The sequence below is a fragment of the Antarctobacter sediminis genome (assembly GCF_019218285.1).
GTDB lineage: Bacteria > Pseudomonadota > Alphaproteobacteria > Rhodobacterales > Rhodobacteraceae > Antarctobacter > Antarctobacter sediminis.
The window spans coordinates 41,551-60,582 of sequence record NZ_JAHUZG010000009.1 but is presented as its reverse complement, the minus strand read 5'-3'; the positions used below and the strand labels follow the sequence as shown (position 1 = coordinate 60,582).

General features: G+C 64.4%; 18 protein-coding genes. 14 read left to right on the top strand and 4 right to left on the bottom strand.

All coding sequences use genetic code 11. The features are described 5' to 3' along the window. The first annotated feature begins 2 nt into the window (after positions 1–2). From KJP30_RS23940 to KJP30_RS23910, 7 genes are all read left to right on the top strand, one after another. Entirely contained in the window at positions 3–1,112 is a 1,110-nt protein-coding gene (locus KJP30_RS23940; RefSeq protein ID WP_218452071.1) for an ABC transporter ATP-binding protein, read from the top strand. Positions 1,113–1,137: 25 nt separating this feature from the next. After that, complete coding sequence (locus KJP30_RS23935) at positions 1,138–2,535, top strand: aminotransferase (protein WP_218452070.1); 1,398 nt, start codon at positions 1,138–1,140, stop codon at positions 2,533–2,535. Positions 2,536–2,555: 20 nt separating this feature from the next. Continuing rightward, a complete protein-coding gene (locus tag KJP30_RS23930) occupies positions 2,556–3,473 on the top strand; it encodes a dihydrodipicolinate synthase family protein (protein ID WP_218452069.1) in 918 nt (305 codons plus the stop codon). Between the two features lie 63 nt (positions 3,474–3,536). Further along, positions 3,537–4,319: an SDR family oxidoreductase gene (locus tag KJP30_RS23925; RefSeq protein WP_218452068.1), complete on the top strand. Its 783-nt coding sequence runs from the start codon at positions 3,537–3,539 to the stop codon at positions 4,317–4,319. After that, positions 4,319–5,029, top strand: coding sequence for an SDR family NAD(P)-dependent oxidoreductase (locus KJP30_RS23920; protein WP_218452067.1), 711 nt, complete (start codon positions 4,319–4,321; stop codon positions 5,027–5,029). The genes KJP30_RS23925 and KJP30_RS23920 overlap by 1 nt, the downstream gene beginning before the upstream one ends. Before the next feature lie 53 nt (positions 5,030–5,082). Continuing rightward, on the top strand, positions 5,083–5,343 hold the full coding sequence (locus KJP30_RS23915) for a type II toxin-antitoxin system ParD family antitoxin (protein WP_218452066.1): 261 nt from the start codon (positions 5,083–5,085) through the stop codon (positions 5,341–5,343). Next, positions 5,340–5,651 carry a type II toxin-antitoxin system RelE/ParE family toxin gene (locus tag KJP30_RS23910; protein ID WP_218452065.1) on the top strand — a complete coding sequence of 104 codons (312 nt, stop codon included), beginning with the start codon at positions 5,340–5,342 and terminating at the stop codon, positions 5,649–5,651. The genes KJP30_RS23915 and KJP30_RS23910 overlap by 4 nt, the downstream gene beginning before the upstream one ends. A gap of 114 nt (positions 5,652–5,765) precedes the next feature. On the opposite strand, the gene gcvPB is transcribed toward KJP30_RS23910, so the two are convergent. From gcvPB to KJP30_RS23895, 3 genes are read right to left on the bottom strand one after another with little or no spacing between them, the layout of a single operon-like run. After that, positions 5,766–7,310 (bottom strand): aminomethyl-transferring glycine dehydrogenase subunit GcvPB, encoded by a 1,545-nt coding sequence (gcvPB, locus tag KJP30_RS23905; RefSeq protein ID WP_218452064.1) that lies wholly within the window; start codon positions 7,308–7,310, stop codon positions 5,766–5,768. After that, entirely contained in the window at positions 7,307–8,686 is a 1,380-nt protein-coding gene (gene gcvPA / locus KJP30_RS23900; protein ID WP_218452063.1) for an aminomethyl-transferring glycine dehydrogenase subunit GcvPA, read from the bottom strand. Before gcvPA ends, gcvPB begins: the two co-directional genes overlap by 4 nt. A gap of 21 nt (positions 8,687–8,707) precedes the next feature. Beyond that, positions 8,708–9,784, bottom strand: coding sequence for an ATP-NAD kinase family protein (locus KJP30_RS23895; RefSeq protein ID WP_218452062.1), 1,077 nt, complete (start codon positions 9,782–9,784; stop codon positions 8,708–8,710). A 306-nt stretch (positions 9,785–10,090) separates the two neighbouring features. Here KJP30_RS23895 and repA point away from each other — a divergent pair, with 306 nt between their 5' ends. From repA to repC, 3 genes are all read left to right on the top strand, one after another. After that, entirely contained in the window at positions 10,091–11,266 is a 1,176-nt protein-coding gene (repA, locus tag KJP30_RS23890; RefSeq protein ID WP_218452061.1) for a plasmid partitioning protein RepA, read from the top strand. After that, on the top strand, positions 11,266–12,258 hold the full coding sequence (repB, locus tag KJP30_RS23885; protein WP_218452060.1) for a plasmid partitioning protein RepB: 993 nt from the start codon (positions 11,266–11,268) through the stop codon (positions 12,256–12,258). Before repA ends, repB begins: the two co-directional genes overlap by 1 nt. A gap of 192 nt (positions 12,259–12,450) precedes the next feature. After that, positions 12,451–13,626: a plasmid replication protein RepC gene (repC, locus tag KJP30_RS23880; RefSeq protein ID WP_218452059.1), complete on the top strand. Its 1,176-nt coding sequence runs from the start codon at positions 12,451–12,453 to the stop codon at positions 13,624–13,626. A 52-nt stretch (positions 13,627–13,678) separates the two neighbouring features. On the opposite strand, the gene KJP30_RS23875 is transcribed toward repC, so the two are convergent. Then, positions 13,679–15,268: an ABC transporter substrate-binding protein gene (locus KJP30_RS23875; RefSeq protein WP_218452058.1), complete on the bottom strand. Its 1,590-nt coding sequence runs from the start codon at positions 15,266–15,268 to the stop codon at positions 13,679–13,681. Between the two features lie 216 nt (positions 15,269–15,484). Between KJP30_RS23875 and KJP30_RS23870 the strand changes: the two genes are divergently transcribed. The 4 genes from KJP30_RS23870 to KJP30_RS23855 are packed head-to-tail and all read left to right on the top strand — an operon-like array spanning position 15,485 to position 19,000. Continuing rightward, positions 15,485–16,510, top strand: a complete 1,026-nt coding sequence (locus KJP30_RS23870) for an ABC transporter permease (RefSeq protein ID WP_343222812.1) — start codon at positions 15,485–15,487, stop codon at positions 16,508–16,510. Continuing rightward, entirely contained in the window at positions 16,510–17,412 is a 903-nt protein-coding gene (locus KJP30_RS23865; RefSeq protein WP_218452057.1) for an ABC transporter permease, read from the top strand. The genes KJP30_RS23870 and KJP30_RS23865 overlap by 1 nt, the downstream gene beginning before the upstream one ends. Further along, positions 17,412–18,245, top strand: a complete 834-nt coding sequence (locus KJP30_RS23860; protein ID WP_218452056.1) for an ABC transporter ATP-binding protein — start codon at positions 17,412–17,414, stop codon at positions 18,243–18,245. Before KJP30_RS23865 ends, KJP30_RS23860 begins: the two co-directional genes overlap by 1 nt. Next, positions 18,242–19,000 (top strand): ABC transporter ATP-binding protein, encoded by a 759-nt coding sequence (locus KJP30_RS23855; RefSeq protein WP_218452055.1) that lies wholly within the window; start codon positions 18,242–18,244, stop codon positions 18,998–19,000. The genes KJP30_RS23860 and KJP30_RS23855 overlap by 4 nt, the downstream gene beginning before the upstream one ends. Positions 19,001–19,032: the final 32 nt, after the last annotated feature.

Sequence of the window (19,032 nt, the reverse complement as noted above, 5' to 3'; positions counted from 1 at the left end):
AATTGGCCAACGTAACCTTCCGAAACGTCCACAAAGCCTTTGGCACCTATGTCGCGCTGGAAAAGCTGGACCTTGAAATCCATGACGGCGAATTCGTCGCCCTGCTGGGGCCTTCGGGCTGTGGCAAATCCACCACTCTGCGGATGCTGGCGGGGCTGGATTTTCCGACCCGCGGCGACATCCTGATCGGGGACCGGGTGGTCAATGATCTTGCCCCGGGCAAGCGTGACATCGCCATGGTGTTCCAAAGCTACGCGCTTTACCCGCATATGACCGTGGGCGAAAACATCGGCTATCCGCTGAAAAAGCGCGGCATCAAGGGCCGCGCCCGCGAAGAGGCGGTGCAAAAGGCCGCCGCGCTGCTGCAACTGGAACCGCTGCTGGACCGCAAGCCGAAACAGCTTTCCGGGGGTCAGCAACAGCGCGTCGCCCTTGGCCGGGCGCTGGTACGTGAACCGCAGGTCTTCCTGCTGGACGAACCCTTGTCCAACCTCGACGCCAAGCTGCGCAGCTACATGCGCGCCGAACTGATCGAGCTGCACCGCAGGCTGGGCAAGACCATGGTCTATGTCACCCACGACCAGCTGGAAGCCATGACCATGGCCAGCCGCATCGCCGTGATGCACGCGGGCCGCGTCCAGCAGTTCGACACACCCGACGCGATCTACAACCGCCCCGCAAATCGCTTTGTGGCCGGTTTTATCGGCACCCCGCCGATGAACCAGATCGAAGGCGCGGTCGATGGCGGCGATTTCCTTGTCGCCGGGCACCGCGTGCCCTTTGACCGCACCGCTTTTGTCGACAGCCTGCGCGACGGTCCCGCCGTTCTGGGCGTCCGCCCCGAGGCCATCACCATCGCCACCGGCGAAGGCCTGCCCGCCACCGTGCGGCTGGCCGAAAACACCGGCCATGAAACCATCGTCACGTTGGAACTGCCCGATCACAGCCGCATCGCCGCGCGGGTCGAAGCGACCCGCCGGATGGATGTTGGCCAGTCCGTGGCGCTGAGCTTTGACCCGGCGGCCATGCATCTCTTCGAGGCAACCGAAAACGGCGCCCGCCTCAATCGCGACGAACCCCCTGCCTCGGTGATCCCGATGCGGTCCAAATGAACCACGACAGAAAAGGAGGCCGGACATGACCGAGACCCGCGATCAGGACAGGCGTTATGTCTTTCACCCCTTCAGCATGGCGCAGACCCACGAGCAAAGCGGCGCGCTGATGATGGCGCAAAGCGCCGAGGGCTGCTGGATCACCGATGACAGTGGCAAGCGCTATCTGGATGCGATGGCGGGCCTGTGGTGCGTCAACGTCGGCTATGGCCGCGACCGCATCGCCGATGCCATGGCCGATCAGGCGCGCAAGCTGTCCTACTTCCACGGCTTCAGCTCGATGGCGACCGAACCCGCCGCGATCCTTGCCGAACGGGTGATCGAAAAGGCGCCCAAGGGCTTTTCCAAGGTCTTCTTCGGCGCTTCCGGCTCGGACGCCAACGACACGCAGGCCAAGCTGGTCTGGTACTACAACAACGCCCGCGGCCTGCCGCAAAAGAAAAAGATCATCGCCCGTGACCGCGGCTATCACGGCGTCACCGTCCTGTCCGGCGGCCTGACCGGCCTGCCGGGCCTGCACGCGGGTTTTGACCTGCCGCTGCCGATGATCCGCCACGTCTCGGCGCCGCATAACCTCTGGACCCGCCTGCCCGACGAGGACGACGCCGCCTTTTCGGCCCGGCTGGCCAAGGAACTGGACGACATGATCGTCGCCGAAGGCCCCGACACCGTCGCCGCCTTCATCGCGGAACCGGTCATGGGCGCGGGCGGCGTGATCGTGCCACCGCAGGGCTATTTCCCCGCCATCCGCGAGGTGCTGGACCGTCACGACGTGCTGCTGATCGCGGATGAGGTCATCTGTGGCTTTGGCCGCCTCGGCACATGGTTCGGCGCGCAGGCGCTGGACATGACGCCCGACATGATGTCGATCGCCAAGGGCATCACCTCGGGCTATGCCCCGCTGTCCGGCGTGCTTGTGGGCGACAAGGTCTGGCAGGTGATCGCCGGTGAGGCCGCCGCCAAATACGGCGCCTTTGGCCACGGCTATACCTACACGGCCCATCCCGTCATGGCCGCCGCCGCGCTGGCGAACCTCGACATCGTCGAAGAAGACAACCTGGTCGACCGCGCGGGCCGCATGGGCGACTACCTGAACCAGGCACTGGCCAAGGCCTTCGACGATCTGCCCATCGTCGCCGAGGTGCGCGGCAAGGGGCTGATGGCCGCCGTCGAATTTGCCCGTCCCTCGCGTGAGGGCTGGCAGAAATTCGATCCGGCGCTTCAGGTCGGGCCGCGCATCATCCGCGCCGCCCTGCAAGACGGGGTCATCAGCCGTGCCCTGCCCAATGGCGACGCGATCAGCTTTTCGCCGCCTTTCACCGTCACCCCGGAAGAGATCGACCTCGCCGTCTCGACCGTCCGCAAGGCCGCGCAATCGGTCTGCGATGCGCTGCGCGCCGAAGACGCGCTGGCGCCCCTGTAATTCTTTCAAGGACTATCCCCGTGGACAGACATTCCATTTCCTGGTCGGGCGCCATGCCCGCGATCACCACCCCCTTCACCAAGCGGGACGAAGTCGATCACGACGCCATGGCCGCCAACATCCGCCGCCTCATGCAACAGGGAGCCACCGGCGTCGTCGCTGCCGGCTGTACCGGTGAATTCTGGGCACTCCGCCCCGAGGAACGGCGCGCCATCTACGCCACCGCGCGCAAGGCCGTCGGCAAGGACGGCACCGCCATCGTTGGCGCGGCGGGCATCACGCCCCGCGATGTGATCGCCGCCATGCAGGACGCCGCCGCCGAAGGGGCGGATGCCGCGCTGGTCATGCCGCCGTTCTTCGCCCACCTCAGCCGGGACGAAATCATCGCCCATTTCCGTGCCATCGACGCGGCGGCCCCGCTGCCGGTGATGCTGTACAACATCCCCGGAAATGCCGGGAACGCCCTGACACCCGACATCGTCGACGAACTGGCCGATCTTGAAAACGTCGTCGCCATCAAGGAAAGCTCGGGCGACTGGCTGAATTTCCACCGCACACTGGCCTGCGCCAGCGACCGGATCCGCGTGTTCTGCGGGCCGTCCTCCACCATCGGCGTGCCGGCCATGCTGGCCAAATGCGACGGGCTGGTGGATTGTTTCCCCAACGTCTGGACGGCCTTGCTGGATGTCTGGCCGATGATCCAGCGCGGCGAATTCGAACAGGCCTGGGCCCTGCAGACCCGCGCGCAGGAATTGACAAATCTCTTCATCACCGAGGGCCGCACACTCTATCCCGCCACCAAGGCGGCGATGGATTACCTCGGCCTGCCCGGAGGCGGCGCCCCCCGCGCGCCCCTGCAACCGCTGGGCGGCGAGGCGCTGGCCGGGCTGCATCGCGGGCTGGACCGGATTCTGGAACGCGCCGACGACGCGGCCTGAACCCGGTTGAACACGGCGCGGAATTCGCGCCAACTGACGGAAAAGACCAAGGAAGGAATACCCATGGACCTGGGTTTGAACGGCCGCCGCGCCATCGTTTCCGCCGCCAGCAAGGGGCTGGGCCGCGCCTGCGCCTTTTCGCTGGCCGCCGAAGGTGTGGATCTCGTGCTGAACGCCCGCAGCGCCGATGCGCTGGACGCCACCGCCGAGGAAATCCGCGCCGCGCATGGCGTGAATGTCACCACCGTAGCGGCGGATTTCAACTCTGCCGAAGGCCGGGCCGAACTGCTGGCCAAAGGGGAAGGCGCCGATATTCTGGTGACCAATCCCGGCATTCGCCAGATCCCCGGCGAATATCAGGACTGGACCCGCGCCGACTGGGACGAATGGTTCAACGCGCATTTCTTTTCCTCGCTGGAAATGATCACCGGCGTCCTGCCCGGCATGCGCGAACGCAAGTTCGGCCGCATCGTCAATATCTCGGTCAGCTTCATCAAGTTCCCGCAACCGCATTTCGCCCACAGCCACAGCGCCCGCCTCGCGCTGTCCGGGGCCATCGCCTCGCTGGTCAAGGAAACCGTGCGCGACAACGTGACGATCAACACCGTCTGCCCCGGCTTCTTCGACACGGACGCGCTGCACACCAATCTCCACAACCACGCCCGACGCGGCAACACCACCTACGAGGCCATCGTGGAAAACCGCATCCAAAGCGTCCCCGCGGGCCGCTTTGCCGATCCCAGCGAATGCGGCGACCTCGTGGCCTTCCTCTGCTCGGCACAGGCGGGCTTCATCGTCGGTCAGAACATCATCAACGACGGCGGCGTCTATCAGGGCCTGTTCTGATGGGCCGGATCGTCATGATCTCGGGCGGTGCGCGGGGCCTCGGCGCCGCCATCACCGCCCGCTGCCTTGCGGACGGGCACCGCGTCTCGGTCGGCCTGCGTCAGCCCGAAAAGCTGGCACAGGCCTTCCCGGATGCCGACCCGGACCAGCTTCAGGCCCACCGCTTCGATGCCGACGCGCCCGAAACCGCCCAGGCCTGGGTCGATGCGACCGTGGCGCAGATGGGCGCGCCCGACGCGCTGATCAACAACGCCGGCATCCTCAAGATGGTCGATTTCACCCGCGGCACAGAGGCCGACCTCGATGACCTCTGGACGGTCAACGTCAAGGCCCCCTTCCGCCTGATCCGCGCCGCCCTGCCCCATCTCAAGGCGTCAGGCAGGGGCCGCGTCGTGTCCATCGCCTCGACCGACGCCAAACGCTACCGCGACCCCTCCGCCTCGCTGGGCTACGTCATGACCAAGGGCGCGCTTTTGTCGATGACACAGGCGGTCCGCTTTCAGGGCTGGGACGAGGGCCTGCGCGGCACCGCCATCTGCCCCGGCGCCATCGACACCGAAATGATCGCCGACATCCCCGGCGTCACCCCCAAGGACAAGCGCCTGCAACCGGACGACGTGGCCGAAATCGTCTCACTGGTCCTCTCCCTGCCCAATCAGGCCAGCCTGCCGGAAATCGTCGTCAACACCCGGCTCGAACCTTTCATCTGAGCCCTTGCCAAACCGCCCCTCCGGTATGATATTGTCATACCGGAGGCCGCACCATGACCGTCAAGACCACGCTCAGCTTCACCGACCGCCACCACCGCTTTCTCAGGGAACAGGTGGACAAGGGCGTCTATGCCACCGCCAGCGCAGGCGTCGCCGCCGCCCTCGAACGCTTGATGCAGGACGAGGAACTGCGCGCCACGATGCTCGACGCCGTGGCCGAAGAGCTCCGCAACCGCGCAGAAACCCCGGCCAAAGACTACCTCGACGAGGAAACAACCTTCGCCGCCGCTTTCGACGATCTGAAACAAGCGTGAACTACCAAATCCGTTTCCACCCAAAGGTGGCACAGGACCTGCGCGGCATCGCCCGCGCCATGCTGCCCCATGCCGGACCAAAGACCACCAACGCCATCCTGAACCAGTTGCGCGACAGTGCCCGCAGCCTCGCGGAAACGCCGCATCGCGGCACCACCCGCGATGACATCCTGCCGGGCCTCCGCGCGATCCCCTCGGGACGACGCGGCGTGATCTGCTTCTCCGTGGATGACGAAACACAGACCGTCCTCATCCACCTGATCGCCTGGGGCGGCGCCAACTGGCAGGCCCGCATCGGCACACGCTGATCCGGGCTTCTTCTGTCGTGAAATATCCCGGGGGAGGCCCCGCAGGGGACGGGGGCAGCGCCCCCAACAACCGCGCCGCAGGCGCGGCCGCCCCGGCGGGGCGCACCCGATCCGCTACTCCGCCGCCATCCGCTTCAGATGTTTGCGTTCATAGGCGCGCCACGTGGTCGCCCAGACCGCCGGATCGTCCAGCGCCGAGGTCAGCGCCTTGATCGGCCCGTTATGCGGCGCGGTCTTGACGATCTCGGCATCGGCGTAGGCCTCGCCGATCACATGTTCCAGCACGTCGATCCAATAGTCGATGTCCTCCTTCGACCACAGCTCGCCCGCCTCCGGTGTGAACGGTTCCGCCACCAGCCAAGGCTCATGGCTCAACCACAGCGCGTCGATGCCGAAATCCGTCATCCGGTTCGAGATCTCAAAGACGGTACAGCCTGTGTCCGCCGTCACCTGTTCCACGGAATGGCGCGTCATCTCCATGCGCGGCGCGTCGATGCCGGGGTTCGACCGGCTCACGCCCTTGGCCTGACCCAGACGCCAATCCATGTAGTTGTTCGACAGCACCGAAATATCCGCCGCCTCGCGCAGCCCCTCGGCGCCCATCGCACGGGCCCAGGCATAGGCCTTCATCACCTGCGGGGCATTGCCCCAGAACTCGCGCACCCGGCCGATGCTCTGCGGGCGATCCTCGTCCAGCTTATAGCCGTCGCCCTCCTTGACCACCACGGGCGCAGGCAGGAAAGGCACCAGATGTTCGGCACAGCCATAGGCCCCCACGGCAGGCCCGCCGCCACCTTTGGGCGCGCCGAATGTCTTGTGCAGCATGTACATGCAGGCATCAAAGCCCAGTTCCCGCGCACGCAAGCGGCTCATCACCCCGTTGAAATTGGCATGATCGTAGAAACACAGGCCTCCGGCCTCATGCACGATCCGCACCCATTCCTTTATGTCCGGGTTGTAGATCCCCATGTCGTCGGGGTTGTTCACCATCAGCGCCGCGGTGCGCGGTCCGACCACCGATTTCAGCTGCTCGATCGAGGGATAGCCGTTTTCCTCCAACGACAGCGTGATGACCTCGAACCCCGCCGTATTGGCGGTCGCGGGCGAACAGGGGTGCGTCTGGATCGTGGTGATGATCTGGTCACGTTGCTGCAATTCGCCCCGGCTGGCGTGATAGGCCCGCGTTACGCAGGCATGGGTATAGGCCGCGTCCGCGCCGCCCCCCGCCTGAAAGACGAACTGGTCCATGCCGCTGACTTCGCACAGGAAATCGCTGAAATTATCGTATAGCTCCAGCACCCCTTGCAGGGTCTCTGCCTCTTGCAACGGATGCAGGCCGCGCAGATGTTCCAGCGTCGCACGCTCACCGATGCGCGGGTTGTATTTCATCGTGCAGGTGCCAAACAGCGACACGCCCATCATGCCAAGGCACATCTGGGACAGGTGCAGATAATGGCGCAGCGCGTCATGCTCTGTCACCTCGGGCAGCGCCGGCGCCGTCTTGCGGGCGGCCTTGCCCGGCAGCACGGGCGCGGGCGCATCGTCAAAGACCACGCCGCGGCGGCCCGTGCCGGTCATTTCCATGACCACCGGCTCGGACCATTTGGCCGAATGAAAGCCCTTGGACTGCTTGAGATACTCCTTGACGGGGGCGGTCATGCCACGGCCTCCTTCACTGCTGCGACCAGTCGGTCGATGTCGTCTTCGGTATGTACTTCGGTCACGCAAACCAGCATCGCGTTACCGCTGATCCCCGGCTCTCCGGTCAGGTCCTTGCCACCAAGGATGCCCGCCGCGCGCAGCGCCGCGTTGACCTCTGCCACCGGCTTGTCGAAACGGGCGACGAATTCCTTGAACACCGGGCGCGACAGGTCGACCGCCACACCCTCCAGCGCATTCAGCGCCTCCGCCGCAGCCTTGGCCCGCGCCATGATCAACCGGCCCACCTCGGCAAAGCCTTCCGGCCCCATCGCGGCCATATAGGCGGCATTGGCCAGCGACCAAAGATAGGTGGAATTGCCGGTCCAGTCCTTGCCCTCGTCCCGCATCCCATAGGACGACTGGTGGAACAGCGTCAGGCCAAAACCAAACTCCCCCGGCTCGCGCGTTTCGGAAATCGAGATGTTCAGCGTGTTGTATTCGCGCGCATAGCGTTCCTCGTCGGGCGAGGCGATAAAGCCCCCTACCCCGCCGCCGGCGTACATATGCACGCCCAAAGGCTGCGTCGGCCCCACGGCAATCGTCGCGCCATAGGCGCCCGGCGCCTCCAGCAGGCCCAGCGACAGCGGATCGACACCCACGATTGCCTCGGCCCCCGCCTCACGTGCCAAAGCGCACAACTCGCCGGGATCGGCGTCGATCACACCCAGATAGCCGGGCGTCTCGAAATACAGCGCCGCCGCGCCCTCCAGCTTGGCCTTCAGCTCCGCGCGGTCAATCGTGCCATCCGCGCCCATGGCCACGGTCACGATCTCGATATGCCGCGCCATTTCCGTGGGTTCGCAATAGGTCTCCAGCACCATCCGGCGCTCGGGGTCCATGACCGCAGGAACAACGACCTTGCGCCGCCCGGTCATCCGGCTGGCCATGCGCACCGCATGGCCCACCGCACAGCCCCACGAATAGACCGGCAGGCCGACGAAATCCATTTCCACCAGCGCGCCGATCTGGCTGGTGAATTCGAACCAGGCCTGATTGCGCCCGTGGTCCGAGGTGGGCGAGCCAAAGACCGAGGTCTGCCATTCATAGCGCCCCACCACCTCGTCGCAGATCGCGGGCACGTAATGCGGCCATGCCCCCGCGCCGCGGAAACAGGACCCGACCGGGAAAACCGTGTTCTTGGCCATCAGGTCGTCCAGATGCCGCGACAGCGCCACCTCCGATGACAGTTGCGGCGGCAGGTCCAAGGGCCGCGTCATGCGGTGATCCTCGGGGATCTGCGCAAACAGCGCCTCGACATCATTCACCCCCAGCGCGGCCAGCATCTCCTGCTTGGCCGATCCGCCGGAATTCGCCATCCATGGATGCGCTTTCATCGTCCTCTCCTGTTCTTGTTGCTATGCGACCACGCGCATCACCTGTTTGCGTCCCGGCCCGGTCATCACCGGCCAATATCCGGCCAGTTCCGCGTCCAGACCGGGATCGCCGGTGTCGATGGTCAGTTCACTCGGGTTCAGCGCGGCCAGCTTGTCCGGCCCGCAGATCACATCGATGGGCGGCAGCCCCGCCGCCCGCAGCACCCGGGCCGAGATCTGCTGATTGCCGCGACCAAGGACAAAACCCTGCCCGCCAACCACCGTCAGCGCGATCCGCAGGCGGTGCCCCTCGGCCCATGTCAGTAGCGCGGTTTCGTCCAGATCGCGGGCCACGATCCGCCCGCCCCGCGCAAGGTCCACGCCCAGCAGGCTGCCACCGCCCAGCCGGTCCTTCAGCGCCATCATCGTCGCCCCCGGCCCCAGAACATACAGCCAGTCGTCGCGCATTCCGGCGACATAGGCGGCCAGCGCGGCATCCAGTTCGCCCACCGTGTCGGTATTGCCGGCCTTGGGGTTCTGCCGGGCGCCCTGCCCGTCCAGCGGCGTGCGCGCCACGGTGAACAGCCGCGCGGTCAGCCGCCCCGCGCGCCGCGCCGCCTCGTCCAGATCAAGGATCTCGACCAGTTCGGTGCGCCGCCGCGCGTCACTCAGGAAAGCCGCCGCCAAACGGCCCGCCCGTTCCGGTGAGCGGGCAAAGACGCCAGAGTGCATCTTGACCCCGCTGGGAATGCCAAGGATCGGCACGCCGCTCTCATTTGCCGCGCAAATATCGCGCGCCGTGCCGTCGCCCCCGGCGAACAGGATCAGGTCCACCTCGCCCTGCATTGCCGCCACCGCCGCGCGGGTATCCTCGGCGCTGTGGCTTTGGGCCCCTGGGCCAACAAGACGGGTTCGGCTCGGCGCCAAGGGGCCGGCCAGGACTTCGGCGCCACTGGTCTGCCAAAATGCGTCCAAGGCGCGCGCGGCCCGGATCGGGGCCAGCGGCATCCGTCCTTCGGCAAGGGCACGGGCGGCAATATCGGGCTCATCGCTGCCCTTGCGCGCCATGGCACCGCCCAATCCCGCCACCGGGTTGATCACCAATCCCAGTCGCGCCATGCCGATCCGATCATTTTACGCACTTTTGTTCGCATAATGAAACACTGCCGAATCCCTCCGACTCGCGCAAGCGGAAAAATCCCCCCGACCCGTAGCAAGGCCCCCGCGCTCTGGACTCGACCGGGAATCCGCCCCACGATCCTGTCTCAGGGCCGTGTTTCTTGTGGAAAGTCCCGAGTTATCCACAAGATGGGGATAAAAAGGCTTGCTCGAATCCCCGAATGGCGGCATCTAATTACGCCATAAACCGAAAAACACGCCGCGAAGCGTAACAACAAGCGGCGAATAACAAGGTTAACGGCGGTTATGGGCAGTCAGGACAGAATCGATACGCTTGTCGGCATCCATGCCGAGAAACTTTCCGAACGGTTGCAGGCGCATCGCGCCCAGCTGTTCCCCCCGCATGCGCGCAAGCAACTGCGCAAATTCACCAGCGGCGAGGTCGCGGCGCTTTTGGGGGTCAAAGACGCCTACCTGCGCAAGCTCAGCCTCGACGACAAGGGACCGCAGCCCGAAACCGGCCCCGGCGGTCGCCGGCTCTATTCCGCCGAAGACATCGTCGGCCTGCGCCAGTATCTGGAACAGGGCGCCAAGGTGCCGGGCACCTATCTGCCCGGGCGGCGTGAGGGCGATCACCTTCAGGTCATCACCGTGATCAACTTCAAGGGCGGGTCGGGCAAGACGACCACCTCGGCCCATCTTGCGCAGAAATGCGCGCTGGACGGCTATCGCGTTCTGGCGGTGGACCTTGACCCGCAGGCCTCGCTCTCGGCCCTGCATGGCTATCAGCCGGAATTTGACCTGATGGATGGCGGCACGCTGTACGATGCGATCCGCTATGACGATCCGGTGCCGCTGCGCGATGTGATCCAGCGCAGCTATTACCCCTCGCTCGACATCGTGCCCGGCAACCTCGACCTGATGGAGTTCGAGCACGACACCCCCCGCGCGATCCTGAACCGGGACGGCGACACCTTCTTTACCCGCATCGGTTCGGCGCTGGCGCAGGTGGCCGACGATTATGACATCGTGGTCATGGATTGCCCGCCACAGCTGGGCTTTCTGACCATGTCGGCCCTGTCGGCGGCCACGGCGGTGCTTGTCACCGTGCATCCGCAGATGCTCGACGTGATGTCCATGTGTCAGTTCCTGCTGATGACGTCGAACCTCTTGTCCGTTGTGGCCGAGGCGGGCGGCGACATGTCTTATGACTGGCTGCGTTATGTTATAACAAGGTATGAACCGGGCGACGGGCCACAGAACCAGATGGTCAGCTTCATGCGCTCGATGTTCGGGGAACATGTGCTGAATCACACGGTTTTGAAATCCACCGCCATTTCCGATGCGGGCATCACCAAACAAACCCTCTACGAGGTCGAACGCAGCCAGTTCACCCGCTCGACCTATGACCGCGCCCGCGAAAGCCTTGATGCGGTGAACGGCGAAATTCAGGATCTGATCCAGAAAGCATGGGGGCGCTGATGGCACGCAAGAATCTTTTGCAGGGCCTGATGGATCAGGCAAAATCCCAGCCCCCTGCCCCTGACGATCCGCAGACCCGCGCGCCCCGCTATGCCAAGGGTGCCATCGGGGCCGTGTCGCAATCCATCGCGGACCTGAAAAGCCGTTCGGTGGTGGAACTGGATCCTAACACCATCATCGAAGGCGGGTTGCGCGATCGCGTCGAACATGACGAGGCCGAACACGCCACGCTGATGGAGTCCATCCGCACCTATGGCCAGCAGGTCCCGGTGCTGGTCCGCCCCGATCCGCAGGATTCCGAACGCTACCGCATCGTTTACGGTCGGCGCCGGGTGCTGGCGCTGCGCGACCTTGGCCTGCCGGTCAAGGCGATGATCCGCGATCTGGACGACCGCGAGGCGATTCTTGCGCAGGGTCAGGAAAACTCGGCCCGGCGCGATCTCTCCTTTATCGAAAAGGCAAACTTTGCCCGGCAGATGGTCGAGGCCGGTTATGATCGCAAGATCATCGCCGACGCGCTGACCACGGACAAAACGCTGATTTCGCGCCTTTTGCAGGTGGCCGAGGCGATCCCCGTCGAGATCATCGAACACATCGGTGCCGCCCCCTCTGTCGGGCGGGACCGATGGCTGGCCTTTGCCACGCGCTGGACCGATCAGGGCATCGAAACCGATCTGGGTCTGGACATGCTGAGCGCCCACGCGCTTGGCAAATCCGACGATCGGTTCGACGCGCTGTTCAGCTGGCTGGAAAAGCGTGTGCCCAGTTCCGCGCCCGCCCCGGATAGCCCCCCTGCCCCGGCAGCGCAGAAACGCGCGCTGACCCGGCCCGATGGCAAACGTCTGGGTCAGATCACCCGCAAAGGCGACAAGCTGAGGATCGAACTGGCCGGCAAAAGCGCCGAAGGGTTCGACACCTGGCTGGAGGATAACATCGAAAGACTTCACCGCGACTGGCTAGCCACGCGCGACGAAGAAGACGGCCGCGGCTAAGCGACCGGCGAGCAGAAAACAACAAGGATACAGGAGGCACGACCCGGCAAGGAGACAAAAGAAAAGCCCCCCAGAACGCATTCCGGAAGGCTTCCCTGTTATGTAGCAATCTCAAGGTAGCCCCTATAGTTGACAGCTGTCAACGGCGGTTTCGTGAAACCGGGCGGGAAATCTTTGCCCCGTGAAAATTTAATGGAACAAGTGACACTGACGCCCTTCGGGCGTGGGCCGGTCACGGCTGGCCAACTGTTGGAGGCGCTTGATCGCGCCGCCACGGACCGGACGGCTGTGCCCAAATGGCAGGTTTTTCGCGATCTCACCACCGCACGGCAGGCCTATGGTCTGGGCGACCGGGATCTGGTGGTGCTGAACGCCCTGCTGACCTTCCTACCCGAGGACGCGCTTGACCCCGACGGCGGGTTGATCGTCTTTCCCTCGAACGCCACGCTTTCTGCACGCGCCCACGGCATGCCCGAAAGCACGCTGCGCCGGCATATCGCCAAGCTGGTCCAATCCGGTGTGATCGCCCGTCACGACAGCCCGAACGGAAAACGCTATGCGCGCCGCGACCGTAGCGGTGCCATCCGGCGGGCCTTTGGCTTTGACCTGACGCCGCTGCTGCACAAGGCCGAGGAGATCGCCCAGGCCGCCCGCGCGGCGGAGGATGCCGCCGAGCACCTGAAACTGCTGCGCGAGTCCTGTGTTCTGTTGCTGCGCGACGTGACCGGACTGGCCACGCTTGTGAAGATGGACGGCGACGAAATCGCCGACCGGCTGATCCTTGCTCAGCGCGTCCTGCGGCGCAAACCCCGGACGGACGTGCTTGGCGAATTGTATGCCGAATTGACCTGTCTGCGGGATGACCTGCACACACGGCTGCCGCGCCCGGAGCCCGAGGAACAGCCGCTTTTGCCGAGGCCAACAGAAGATCTGAGCGCCAGTGCCCGCGAAAATGAGCGGCACCATAATAATTCAAATAAAGATACCGATACTTCTGAACCCAAGACCCGCGAGAAGGTGAAACCGCCTGCGTTGACGCTTGGCCTGATCGGGGAGGCTTGCCCAGAAGTGCAGAGCTATGATCCCGAGGGATTACGCGATTGGAACCGGTTTACCCGGGCGGCACAGATGGCGGCTGCGATGATGGGGATAAAGACCGAAACCTGGGCCGATGCCTGTGAGGCCATGGGGCCGGAACAGGCGGCGACCACGGTGGCCTGTATCCTGCAACGCTTTGACAGGATCCGGTCGCCCGGTGCCTATCTGCGGCATTTGTCGATGAAGGCACGCGCGCATCTGTTCACACCATTGCCGATGGTTCTGGCCCTGTTGACAGCTGTCAACCGACCCGATGCCAGACCCGCATGAAAAAACCGCGGCCCGAAGACCGCGGTTAACAGGGCGTTCGCTATGTTAAAGCTCAGTTCTTTTCGACGAGCCGATAGAACACCAGATCCGAACTTGCGCCGTGGACGTAGCCGTCGACATCAGCATCCATGCCAACCTGAAGCGTTGCCTGGAACATGATGACGAACGGTGCCTTGGCCTGAACGTCTTTTTGCAGGCTCAGGTACATCTCTTCACGCTTGGCAGGATCGCTTTCGGTCAGGGCCGCCATCGTGCGTTCGTTCATTTCCTTGCTGACCGCCCAGGCGTTGCGCCATGTGGTCGTCGAGGCATAACCGTCGTCCGAATTGTCCTTGTTGTAGGCAAAGGCCTTGGCGTTCGAATGCGGATCGTTGAAGTCCGGACCCCAGTACAACATGATCGCCTCATGTTCGCGGGCGCGGTACTTGGTGATGATCGCAGCGGTCGTTCCGGGAACGATATCGAAATTGATGTCTGCCTCGGCAAAGCTGGCCTGGATCGACTGCGCTACATCGGTGAAGGGCGCAAAGTTGAACACGTCCATTTCCACGTTGATCGGCAACTCGACACCGGCATCCGCGAGGATCTGCTTGGCCTTTTCCGGGTCATAGGAGAACGGCGTATCCTCCAACGCGCCGGGGAAGCCCTTGGGCCAGAATGCCTGATGCACGTCCATCTGACCTTTCAGCAGCGTGTCGGTCAGACCCTTGTAGTCGATCAGGTAACGCGATGCTTCCCAGAGGGCCTCATGCTGAAGGGCAGGGACTTTTTGGTTGAACGAGATAAAGTGGATCGCCGCCTGCGGATAAACGCCAACCTTGAACCCGTCCTCGGGCAGGGCGGCGATCTGTTCCGGCGTCATGTTGCGCGCGATGTCCACATCGCCCTGTTCCAGCAAAAGCTGCTGGGTCGCGGCCTCGGCCACGTGGCGGATGATGATCTGCTGCATCTTCGGCGCGCCCTTGTAGTAATCGGGGTTCGCCACCAGCCGCAGCATTTCGGCCGGGCGGTACATCTGCATCGAGAAGGCACCGGAGCCCGCCGAATTCGTGTTCAGCCAGGCGTTGCCCATGTCGCCGTCGACCTCATTGGCCATGACAAGTTGACTATCGACAATCGAGGCAGGGCGGGCCGCCAGCACGTTCATCACGAAAGCCGGAGAAAAATCACCCGCGTATTTCAGCGTGACGGTCTTGCCGTCGCCGGACACCATGTCTTGGATGTTTTCGGCGGTCCAGCCCAGCTGCGTCAGGATAAAGGCCGGGTTCTTGTTCAGCGCGACGACGCGCTTGAAGCTGTAGATCACATCGGCGGCGCTGAGCGCATTGCCGGAATGAAAGCTGACACCATCGCGCAGGGTAAAGGTGATGGTGCGGTTTTCCGCGTCGATCTCCCACGACTCGGCAAGACCGCCGACCAGCTTGGTCGTATCCTCGGCATCGTATTGCACAAGCCGGTCATAGACATTGGCCATGTATTCCGACGAGGTGAATTCATAGGCTTGCGCCGGGTCCAGCGCGACGATGTCGTCGATGTTTTGTGCCACGACAAGCACATTGGGCGGCGTGTCCGCCTGGGCGGGGGCGCCCATCAGGGCAAAGCCGGTCAGGGCTGCCGCGACGAGTCTGAGGGGTGTCTTCATGGGATGACCTCCTGTTGAACGTTATGTGCCGCGCATTGGCGCGCGGTTTTTACGGTTTCACGTGACCGGCCTGTGCCGGGTGTCGTAAAATATTTTTACTGTAAGCAGATTGATCTTTACATGGGAAGAACTTTTGTTCGTAATGCGTACATTCTGCGGAGCTAACCAAGGGAGATTGCCGTTTTGTCGGGGCATTTGTCCGAACCTGCCCATTCCGTGACCACCCGCGCCGGAATTCTGGCCGCGGGACTTGCGCGATTCCTTCTGGTCACCGGGCTGACCTTTCTTGGGCTTCTGGCGATCACGTTTTTCATCGGACGGGTCGTTCCGATTGATCCGGTCGTGGCCGTGGTGGGCGACCGGGCCACGCAAGAGGTATATGAGGCGACGCGGCTGGCGCTGGGTCTGGACCGCCCTTTGCTGGTGCAATTCGGCATTTATGTGCGGGACGTTCTGACCGGCGATCTGGGCGTGTCGCTGACTACCGGGCGGCCGGTGGTCGAGGATCTGGCGCGGTTCTTTCCGGCGACGGTGGAAATGGCGACGGCGGGCATCCTGATCGGCGTCCTGCTGGGCGTGCCGATGGGCGTGATCGCCGCGGCGCGGGCTGGCAGCTGGCTGGATCAGGTGATCCGGGTGCTGGGGCTGCTGGGCTATTCGGTGCCTGCCTTCTGGATGGGGCTTGTGGGGCTGGCGGTGTTCTATGCGGGCCTCGGCTGGGTCGCGGGGCCGGGACGGATCGACATTTTCTATGACGGCATGGTGCCCACGGTGACGGGGCTGTTGACAGTGGATGCGCTATTGGCCGGGGATTGGACGATCTTTGCCAACGCGGTGTCGCATCTGATCCTGCCCGCCGCGATCCTTGGGTTCTTCAGCCTTGCCTATATCGCGCGGATGACGCGCAGTTTCATGCTGGATCAACTGGCGCAGGAGTTCGTGACCACGGCGCGCGTCAAAGGCGTGAGCGAGCGGGCGGTGATCTGGAAACACGCGTTTTACCCGATCCGGGTGCAATTGGTGACGGTGATCGGCCTCAGCTATGCGGTGCTGCTGGAAGGGTCGGTCATGGTCGAGATCGTGTTCAGCTGGCCCGGGATCGGCAACTACCTGACCACGGCGCTGTTGCGCGCGGATATGGCGGCGGTTCTGGGCGCGACGATCCTGATCGGGACGGTGTTCATCGTGATCAACCGGCTGTCGGACCTGTTGTACCGCGTCTTTGACCCGAGGAGCCGCTGATGTCTGTGCTGGATTGGTTGACGGATGATGCGCCTGCGTCGCGGCTTCAGGCGCAGGCGGGGCAGCTGTGGTCCATCGCGCGGGCCTTTGCGAGGAACCCCCTGGCGATGCTGGGGGCGGTGATCATCGGGGCCCTGGTCTTTGTCGCGGTGTTCGCGCCTTGGCTGGCGCCTTATTCGCCGGTGGGGCAGGACCTTGGGTCGCGACTGTTGCCGCCCTCGGCCGAGCACTGGCTGGGCACGGATGAGCTGGGCCGGGATATTTACAGCCGCATCCTGTACGGTGCGCGGATCACTCTGGTGATCGTGGTCATGGTGGCGCTGATCTCGGCCCCGCTGGGGCTGTTGATCGGGGCGGTGGCGGGCTATTTCGGCGGCTGGGTGGACCGGGTGCTGATGGCGCTGACGGATGTCTTTCTGTCCTTGCCGAAACTGATCATGGCGCTGGCCTTTGTCGCGGCCTTGGGGGCGGGGTTGCAGAATGCGATCATCGCCATCGCGGTGACGGCATGGCCCGCCTATGCGCGGATCGCCCGGGCCGAGACGCTGACCTTCAGGAATGCCGAGTTCATCGCCGCCGTGCGCCTGCAAGGGGCGTCACATCTGCGGGTGATCGGGCTGCACGTGGTGCCCCTGTGCCTGTCGTCGACGATCATCCGGGTGACGCTGGACATGGCGGGGATCATCCTGACCGCCGCCGGATTGGGCTTTCTGGGCCTTGGTGCGCAGCCGCCCTTGCCGGAGTGGGGGGCGATGATCTCGCGCGGGCGGTCGTTCATCCTGGATCAGTGGTGGGTGGCGACGATGCCGGGCTTTGCCATCATCATCGTGTCGCTGGGCTTTTGCTTCCTGGGCGATGGGCTGCGCGACGTGCTGGACCCAAAGCAGAGGGAGGGCCGCTGATGCCGCCGCTGTTGGAGTTGAAGAACCTTCGGGTGAGCTTTCCCGGCCCGCGCGGCCCGGTCGATGTGGTGCGGGGCGTGTCCTTTGACCTTGGGCGTGAACGGCTGGGCATCGTGGGCGAAAGCGGGTCGGGCAAGTCGCTGACGGGGCGGTCGATCCTGCGGCTGTTGCGCCCGCCGGCCAAGGTCAGCGTGGATCACCTGCGGTTCGACGGGCAGGACATGATGGCGATGAGCGACCGGCAGATGCGGGCGGTTCGGGGCGCGCGGATCAGCATGGTGATGCAGGACCCGCGCTATTCGCTGAACCCGGTGATGACCGTGGGCGACCAGATCGCCGAGGCGCTGCGGGTGCATGAACGCATCCCGCGCCGCGCGGTGCGGGCGCGGGTGCTGGACATGCTGGAAAAGGTGCGCATCCACGATCCCGAACATGTCATGCGCCTGTATCCGCACGAAGTGTCGGGCGGGATGGGCCAGCGGGTCATGATCGCAATGATGCTGATCCCGAAACCGGACATCCTGATCGCGGATGAGCCGACCAGCGCGCTGGACGTCAGCGTGCAGGCGCAGGTTCTGGACTTGATCGAGGAAATGATCGCCGAGAACGGCATGGGGCTGATCCTGATCAGTCATGATCTGGACCTTGTGGCGCGCTATTGCGACCGGGTTCTGGTGATGAACCGGGGCAAGGTGGTCGAGGAGTTGCAGGCCGGGGCGCTGCAATCGGCGCAGCATCCCTATACGCGCGGGCTGTTGGACTCGGTGCCGCGCATGAACGAGACGCGGCGCTTTCTGCCGGTCATGGACCGGGCGGCGGGGATGGGTACATGAACGCGCTGAACATCGAGAACCTCTTTGTCCGCTATGGCACCAAGGACGTGGTTAGGGACGTGTCGATCCGGGTGGGGCAGGGCGAAAGCTATGCCCTGGTCGGGGAAAGCGGTTCGGGGAAATCGACGATCCTGCGTGCGGTCGTGGGCATGGCCAGCGACTGGCGCGGGACAATCGAGGTTGATGGCGCGCCACGCGCCGCGATGGGGCAGGGGGCTTTTGCCCGTCATTGCCAGATGGTGTTTCAGGATCCTTTCGCCTCTCTGCATCCGCGCCGGACGGTGGATGCCACCCTGTCCGAGCCGCTGCGCATTCACGGTATTGGCGACCATGCCGACCGTGTGGTGGGGATGATGCGCGACGTGGGGCTGGACCCGCGATACCGCTTCCGCTTTCCGCACCAGTTGTCCGGTGGCCAGCGGCAGCGGGTGGCGATTGCGCGGGCGCTGATGCTGGACCCCAAGCTGTTGTTGCTGGACGAACCGACCAGCGCGCTGGACGTCAGCGTACAGGCCGAGATCCTGAACCTGCTGGTGCGGCTGCGCGAAGAGCGCGGGCTGACTTATGTCCTTGTGACCCACGCCTTGCCGGTGGTCAGTTTCCTTTGTGACCGGCTGGGCGTGCTGCACAAGGGCGGGTTGGTCGAAGAGGCGGATGTTTCGGTGCTGCGCAGCGGCGGGTTCCGGCAGGCTTATGCGCGCGATTTGTACGCGGCCAGCCTTGGGGCAGGGGACAGGACACGCCGTGCGGGGTAACGCGATCTTTCGGCGGCTGCCCTGTCGTGCCA